Here is a 6,583-nt window from a genome sequence, read left to right on the forward strand (position 1 = left end):
TCCCCCGGCGCGGCGGGGCGAGCCGCCGCGCGCGCGACGAATCTATATCCGCCCGGCGCGGGGTTCATCAGAAAAGAGCGGCGCCCTACATCACTTCCGCCGTTTCAGCGGTAAAAAGCTCGCCAGCCGCCCGATGCGTGCGGAACGAGGCTTCGGACAGCATCTGCACCTGATGCAGCGGCGCCCTCGCCAGCAGCGACTTCACCCGCGTCGCCGAGCGGGCGAGCAGCTGCGGATCGAGGCGCCCCTTCTCGCGCGCGGCGACGAGGGACGCCGCGAAGCCGCGGGCGCGGTCGGCGTCGGTGAAATGGGCGCAGACCATCAGCATGTCGGCGCCCGCCTCGACCAGCCGGACGGCGGCTTCGGAATCGTCGAAATAGCCTTTCATCGCGCCCATGCCGATGTCGTCGGAGACGACGACGCCGCGAAATCCCATCTCCTCGCGCAGGAGATCGGTCAGGAAGCGCTTCGACAGCGTGACGGGATCGCGCGCGTCGACGGCCGGATAAAGGATATGAGCGCTCATCAGCATGTGCGCGCCCGCGGCGATCGCCGCCGCGAAGGGCTTCAGCTCGCGCGCGCGCAATTCGTCGAGGCTCGAGGATTGCGTCGGCAGGCCAAGATGCGAATCGACGGCGGTGTCGCCGTGCCCGGGAAAATGCTTGCCGCAGGCGATCACGCCTTGGCCGTGCAGGGCGCGCATGAACGGCAGGGCGGCGGCGACGACTTCATCGGGGGTGGCGCCGAAGGCGCGCGGGCCGATCACCGGATTTTGCGGGTTGGTGTGGACGTCGAGAACCGGGGCGAAGCTCACGTTGAAGGCGAGGCTGGCGAGCTCGCGGCCCATGGCGCGCCCGACCGAGGCGGCGCTCTTCGCCCATCGGGCGGCGGGGGCGTAGCGGGTCATCGGCGCCGGCGTGCGGCACACCCGGCCGCCTTCGTGGTCGACGCCGATCAAGATGTTGGGGCGCCCGATCGCGGCGCGCACGTCCTCGATCAGGCGCAGATGGCTGGCGAGCCAGCCTTCATAGGAAAGGTCGTGCCGGAAGTTGCTTTTGAACAGCACGACCCCGGCGGGACGCAGCTCCTGCAGGAGGGCTCGGTCGCGATCGTCGAGCGCGGGCGTCGGCCGCAGTCCGACGAAGAAATGCTCGCCGACCGTGTCGATCGCCTGCTCGCCCATGCCTCGTCCTCAACCGAACGCCCGTCGTCCCGACGGGCGCGAACGTGAGGAACATTGCAGAAGTTTCAGGCGCCCGCCAGTTGCACGTTTCAGAACGCCGCATAGCGGGCGGGAGCGTCGGCGCGGCGCGACGCGAAATCGAAGCCCGGCAGGCGGGCGACGAGCGCGCCGTAGGCGAGCCCCAGCGCGGCCCAGAATCCCGCCTGCGCGCCGAGCGAGGCGACGCGGAAGCGCCACAGCAGATCGGCCGGAAAATTTTCGGGAACCTCGTTGATCGGCGGCAGAACGGCGGCGGCGACGGCGTAGCTGACGAGCGCGAGCGCGACGGCGAGAAGCCCGGCGCCCCATCCGCCGATCCGCGCCGCCGCGCGCCCATAAACGAGCGAAGCGACGATCGCCGTCAGCGCGCTCCATACGACGAGGCCGAAATAAAGCTGCGTGCGCAGCCCGATCGTATCGGGCTGTCCGACCGAGGGCGGGTTCGGCGGATATTTGAACCAGGGCGCGAGCCCCATCACGAGGAAGCCGGCCAGCGCCACGAGCGCCGCGACGGCGCGCGGTTCGAGCCGCCCGACGCGCCCGTTGACGAAGGCGAAGGCCAGCGCGAAGAAGCCGCCGAGCCCGACGCCATAGAGCGCCCCGGCGGTCGCGAGGCCGACGCTGCGCTGAACCTCCCGGCTGACGATCTCCGGCTCCTCGGGCTCGCCCGCCGCCTGCGCCGCCGCGCTCTCGAAGGCGATCGCGCGATCGACGGAGCCTTCACCGGCGACGAAGGCGATTCCCGCCGCGAAAAGTCCGGCGATGAGGCCGGCGAGCATGCCGCGCCACAGAAGCTGTCCCACCATGTTCCCCTCTTTTTCAGCTTGTCGGCCGCGCCGGCGCGCGGCCGCCGGCGTTCAGGCGAACGCCGGCCGGGCCCTCGCCCGGCCTCGCGTCGGCTCATCGATCCCGTTCGGACGGAAGGCTAGTGGCAGGGAAAGCCCATGAGATGGCGCCCGTCATGGACGAACTCATGAATGTAATGGCCGGCGAAGATCGAGGTCGCGCCCTGCTCGGCGCCGACGAAATAGATGAACAGCGCGCTGACCACGCCGCCGAAGACGAGCCAGGGCAGGATCTCGCTGATGGGAATGGGCCGCGGCGCGGCGGCCGTGACTGTTGCCTGTGTCATGAACGGCTCCTCGGGATCACGCGTCCCCGTAGCGTTGCAGGTGCGTCGGAAGGTCTGGCTCGCGCGTCGCCCCGGGGAAGGAGGCCCGTGGGCGGACGACGCTGACAGTGGCGCGGCCGCGGCGGATTTTCACCGCCTTCTTCGCATCGCGGCGTCGATGCTATGGCTGCGTCATGACCCTGTCAATGACGCGTTCCGGCGGCGCGGGCCGCGGCTTTCGAGCCGCGAGCCGCTCAGCCGCGGCGGGCCGCCTCGATCGCGGCGACGTCGATTTTCGTCATGCCCATCATCGCCGTGAAGGCGCGCCTCGCCTCATCGCCCCCGGCCGCGATCGCCTGCGTCAGGACGCGCGGCGTGATTTGCCAGGACACGCCCCATCTGTCTCTGCACCAGCCGCACGCGTTCGCCTGGCCGCCGCCGTCGACGATGGCGCTCCAGTAGCGGTCGGTCTCCTCCTGATCGTCGGTGGCGATCTGGAACGAGAAGGCTCCGCTCTGTTTGAACGCCGGCCCGCCGTTGAGGCCGAGGCAGGGGACGCCGCAGACGGTGAATTCGACCGTCAGCACGTCGCCGGCCTTGCCCGAAGGATAGTCGGCCGGGGCGCGATGGACGGCGCCGACCGCGCTGTCGGGAAATATCCGCGCATAGAAGCGGGCCGCAGTCTCGGCGTCCTTGTCGTACCAGAGGCAGATCGTATTCTTGGCCCCTTTTCTGGTGGTCTCCATCGTTCGTCCTCCGGTCAAGGGCTCTCCGTCTGCGGCGGCGCGGGACGCCAGGCGAGATCGTCGCTCGCGACATAGATCGCCGCCGCGGCGAGGAACAGCGCGAAGGCGATCCAGAAGGCGAGCCGGTGGTGGACGCGGCCAAGATCATGCCGCCGGAAAGGATGTGGTCGCGCCATGCCTGCTTCGCCTCGCTTCCTTCGCGCCCGGCGAGAGGGCGCAGCAGGCGTGAACTTCGCACGCGCGGCGCGTATTCTCCAAGCGGCGGACGCGCGAAATCACGAAACGGCGAGGCATGGTTAAGGAGAAACATATGGCCTGCGACAAGATCATGCTGATTCGCCATGCCGAGCGTCCGACGCCGGACAAGGCGTTTCGCGGCGTCGACGCCTCCGGGCGCAAGGACAAGGAAGCGCTCACCGTGCCCGGATGGCGGCGCGCCGGCGCGCTCGCGCGCTTCTTCGCGCCGCTCGACGGCCGCTTCTCCCAGCCGGGCCTCGAGACGCCAAAGGCGCTCTACGCCTGCAAGGCCGACGCGCGCGATCCGAGCCTGCGCCCGCAGCTCACCCTCAGCCCCGTCGCCGACCTCATCGGTCTCAAGATGAACTGCGATTTCTATCGCGGCGAGGAAAGCGCCCTCGTCGCCGCCGTCCTCGCCGGCGAAGGCCCGGCGCTGATCTCCTGGAAGCACGACGGCGCGCATCTCATCGCCAACGCCATTCTGGGGGACGAGACGACCGCGCCGCAGGGCTGGCCCTATGGACGGTACGACGTCGTCTGGATCTTCTCGCGCGGGCGTTCCGGCTGGACCTTCTCGCAGGCGCCGCAGCTGCTGCTCGCGGGAGACAGCCCCGATCCCATTGGGTAAGCTCAAGCCGTCCGCGCCGCCGGACCGCCGTCCCGTTCCGCCGCGCTGGAGCCCCGCATGACCCTCGCCGCCAATCCCGACGCGCGCTTCGGGCGGATCGCCTTCCTGTCCACGCCGACGCCGGACGCGCGCGCCGCCCGCGACGCCCTTATCGAGCGCTACGAGCACGTCGAGCCGGAAGAAGCCGACGTCATCGTCGCGCTCGGCGGCGACGGCTTCATGCTGCAGACGCTGCATCGCTTCATGGGAACGGGCAAGCCGATCTACGGCATGAACCGCGGCTCCGTCGGCTTCCTCATGAACGACTTCTCAGTGTTCAACCTGCACGGGCGGCTCGCGGTGGCCGAGGCCTCGATCGTCCACCCGCTGCTGATGGAGGTCGCCGACCGCGACGGCGCGCGGGCGAGCGCGCGCGCCATCAACGAGGTCTCGCTCCTGCGCCAGTCCTATCAGGCGGCGAAGATGCGCATCTCGATCGACGGCACGGAGCGCCTCGACCTCCTCGCCGGCGACGGCGCGCTGGTCGCGACGCCGGTCGGCTCGACCGCCTACAACCTGTCGGCGCACGGGCCGATCCTGCCGCTCGACGCGCCGATGCTCGCCCTGACGCCGATCTCCGCCTTCCGGCCGCGCGGCTGGCGCGGCGCGCTGCTGCCGGACCAGGCGCGGGTGACGATCGACATCCTCGAGCCCGACAAGCGGCCCGTGGCTGCGGTCGCCGACCATTTCGAGCTGCGCCATGTGCGCAGCGTCGACGTCGCCATGGACCATGCGACGAACCTCGTCCTGCTGCACGATCCCGGCCATTCGCTGAACGAGCGCATCCTGCGCGAGCAATTCGGATATTGAGGCATGAAGGACCGCCTCCGCATCCTCGGGCGCTCCCTGATCTCGAAGGGCTACGGCACGCTCGAGCGCCTGACGATCCTTTACCGGCGCCGCGACGGACGCGAGCAGAGGCTCGAGCGCGAGCTTTTCGACACCGGCGACGGCGCGGCGATCCTGCTCTACGATTCCTCGCGCGGAATGGTCGCGCTCGTGCGGCAGTTCCGCCTGCCGGCCTATGTGAAGGAAGGCCGCGAGGCGCTGATCGAGGTCTGCGCCGGACGGCTCGAAGGCGCGGATCCGCAGACGCGGATCGTCAGGGAGGCGGAGGAGGAGACGGGCTTCAGGGTGCGCAATCCGCGCCGCCTGTTCGAGGGCTACACCAGCCCGGGCGGCTTCTGCGAGAAGCTCACCTACTTCGCCGCCGAGTACAGCGCGCAGGACCGCGTGGCGGAGGGCGGCGGCGTCGCCGACGAGGGCGAGGACATCGAAGTCCTCGAAGCGCCGCTCGACGAAGCGCTGGCGATGATCGAGCGCGGCGAGATCGTCGACGCGAAGACGATTCTATTGTTGCAATACGCCCGGCTCGCCGGCTTGATGGAGGAGCGGCGGGAGGCGATCTGACGGGAGCCGGACGATGGAGAAGGACGCCGTTTCGGGCGTTGGGATCGTCCGGCGCGACTCTGACGGATTCGACGCGGCGGACGTGTTCAGCCGTTCGAAGGCGGTGCTCACGGGCTCCCTCGGCAATCTGATCGAATGGTATGACATTTACGCCTATTCGGCCTTCTCGCTCTACTTCGCCGGCGCCTTCTTTCCCCAGACCGATCCTGTCGCGCAGCAGCTGGCGGCCGCGTCCCTGTTCGCCGCGGCCTTTTTCGTCCGCCCGCTCGGCAGCGCGCTGTTCGGCTATTTCGCCGACCGCCACGGCCGGCGCAACGCGCTGACCGCCGCCGTGCTGCTGATGTGCTTCGGCTCGCTGTTGATCGCCGCGACGCCGACCTACGCCTCGATCGGCGTCGCGGCGCCGGTCATGCTGGCCGTGGCGAGGCTGCTGCAGAGCCTCAGCCAGGGCGGGGAATACGGATCGGGCGCCACCTATCTCAGCGAGGTCGCGCATCCCGAGCGGCGCGGATTCTATTCGGGCATATGGTACATGACGCTGATCGGGGGGCAGCTTCTCGCGATCGTCGTGCTCCTGATCCTGCAGAAGGCCTTCCTGACGCCGGACCAGTTGAAGGCGTGGGGATGGCGCATACCCTTCGTCATCGGCGCGCTGTTGTCGATCTTCGCCTTCGTCATCCGCCGCGACATGCCGGAGACCGAGCTTTTCGAGGCGGCGAAGCCGACGATTCGTCTGGAGAACCCGTGGCGGCTTCTGCTGCGAGACTGGAGAGCCGTCGCCCTTGTGGTCGGAATCACGGTCGGCGGCGCCTCGGCCTTCTACACCTACACAACCTACATGCAGAAGTTCCTGAAGCTGTCCGTGGGCCTCGACGATTCGCAGACGACGCTGGTGACGGCGGGAACGCTCGTCTTCGCGCTCCTGCTGCAGCCGCTCTACGGCGCGATCTCCGACAGGGTCGGAAGGCGGCCGATGCTGATCGCTTTTGGCGCGCTCGGAACGCTCGGCACGGTCCCGCTGCTGACGAGCCTGCGACACACGAGGAGCCCGCTCGCCGCCTTCCTCTTAGAGCGCCTAACAAAACCGTCTCAAGGCCCTGAAGCAAATGATAGCGGCGGCGAGGACGATAAAGGCGCGGTAGAGGTCGGCGTGTCGCTCATAGCGGACGACGAGGCGACGGAACTGATTG

General features: G+C 69.0%; 9 protein-coding genes and 1 riboswitch. Of the genes, 4 read left to right on the plus strand and 5 right to left on the minus strand.

Annotation, left to right across the window (positions count from 1 at the left end; translation table 11 throughout):
* Nucleotides 1-85: 85 nt before the first annotated feature.
* From nagZ to ACE3OG_RS08320, 5 genes are all read right to left on the minus strand, one after another.
* Complete coding sequence (gene nagZ, locus ACE3OG_RS08300; RefSeq protein WP_374307517.1) at nt 86-1,183, minus strand: beta-N-acetylhexosaminidase; 1,098 nt, start codon at nt 1,181-1,183, stop codon at nt 86-88.
* A gap of 89 nt (nt 1,184-1,272) precedes the next feature.
* A complete protein-coding gene (locus ACE3OG_RS08305) occupies nt 1,273-2,028 on the minus strand; it encodes a CbtA family protein (protein ID WP_374307518.1) in 756 nt (251 codons plus the stop codon).
* Between the two features lie 119 nt (nt 2,029-2,147).
* Complete coding sequence (locus tag ACE3OG_RS08310; RefSeq protein WP_374307520.1) at nt 2,148-2,354, minus strand: CbtB-domain containing protein; 207 nt, start codon at nt 2,352-2,354, stop codon at nt 2,148-2,150.
* Between the two features lie 53 nt (nt 2,355-2,407).
* A riboswitch (cobalamin riboswitch) is annotated at nt 2,408-2,491 on the minus strand.
* Between the two features lie 96 nt (nt 2,492-2,587).
* On the minus strand, nt 2,588-3,079 hold the full coding sequence (locus tag ACE3OG_RS08315; protein WP_374307522.1) for a VOC family protein: 492 nt from the start codon (nt 3,077-3,079) through the stop codon (nt 2,588-2,590).
* 14 nt (nt 3,080-3,093) lie between these two features.
* Entirely contained in the window at nt 3,094-3,255 is a 162-nt protein-coding gene (locus tag ACE3OG_RS08320) for a hypothetical protein (RefSeq protein ID WP_374307523.1), read from the minus strand.
* A 134-nt stretch (nt 3,256-3,389) separates the two neighbouring features.
* Between ACE3OG_RS08320 and ACE3OG_RS08325 the strand changes: the two genes are divergently transcribed.
* From ACE3OG_RS08325 to ACE3OG_RS08340, 4 genes are all read left to right on the plus strand, one after another.
* Nucleotides 3,390-3,944 carry a hypothetical protein gene (locus ACE3OG_RS08325; RefSeq protein WP_374307525.1) on the plus strand — a complete coding sequence of 185 codons (555 nt, stop codon included), beginning with the start codon at nt 3,390-3,392 and terminating at the stop codon, nt 3,942-3,944.
* A 57-nt stretch (nt 3,945-4,001) separates the two neighbouring features.
* Nucleotides 4,002-4,793: an NAD kinase gene (locus ACE3OG_RS08330; RefSeq protein ID WP_374307527.1), complete on the plus strand. Its 792-nt coding sequence runs from the start codon at nt 4,002-4,004 to the stop codon at nt 4,791-4,793.
* Between the two features lie 3 nt (nt 4,794-4,796).
* Nucleotides 4,797-5,393: an NUDIX domain-containing protein gene (locus tag ACE3OG_RS08335; RefSeq protein ID WP_374307529.1), complete on the plus strand. Its 597-nt coding sequence runs from the start codon at nt 4,797-4,799 to the stop codon at nt 5,391-5,393.
* Between the two features lie 13 nt (nt 5,394-5,406).
* Nucleotides 5,407-6,583 (plus strand): MFS transporter (locus ACE3OG_RS08340; protein WP_374307530.1); only part of this gene is annotated, 1,177 nt, incomplete at its 3' end.

Origin of the sequence: Methylocella sp., from assembly GCF_041905455.1 — a bacterium.
Taxonomy (GTDB): domain Bacteria; phylum Pseudomonadota; class Alphaproteobacteria; order Rhizobiales; family Beijerinckiaceae; genus Methylocapsa.

Bases quoted from the DNA above. Each gene is read 5' to 3' on its own strand.
- nagZ (WP_374307517.1), bottom strand. From the start codon at position 1,183: ATGGGCGAGCAGGCGATCGACACGGTCGGCGAGCATTTCTTCGTCGGA.
- ACE3OG_RS08305 (WP_374307518.1), bottom strand. From the start codon at position 2,028: ATGGTGGGACAGCTTCTGTGGCGCGGCATGCTCGCCGGCCTCATCGCC.
- ACE3OG_RS08310 (WP_374307520.1), bottom strand. From the start codon at position 2,354: ATGACACAGGCAACAGTCACGGCCGCCGCGCCGCGGCCCATTCCCATC.
- ACE3OG_RS08315 (WP_374307522.1), bottom strand. From the start codon at position 3,079: ATGGAGACCACCAGAAAAGGGGCCAAGAATACGATCTGCCTCTGGTAC.
- ACE3OG_RS08320 (WP_374307523.1), bottom strand. From the start codon at position 3,255: ATGGCGCGACCACATCCTTTCCGGCGGCATGATCTTGGCCGCGTCCAC.
- ACE3OG_RS08325 (WP_374307525.1), top strand. From the start codon at position 3,390: ATGGCCTGCGACAAGATCATGCTGATTCGCCATGCCGAGCGTCCGACG.
- ACE3OG_RS08330 (WP_374307527.1), top strand. From the start codon at position 4,002: ATGACCCTCGCCGCCAATCCCGACGCGCGCTTCGGGCGGATCGCCTTC.
- ACE3OG_RS08335 (WP_374307529.1), top strand. From the start codon at position 4,797: ATGAAGGACCGCCTCCGCATCCTCGGGCGCTCCCTGATCTCGAAGGGC.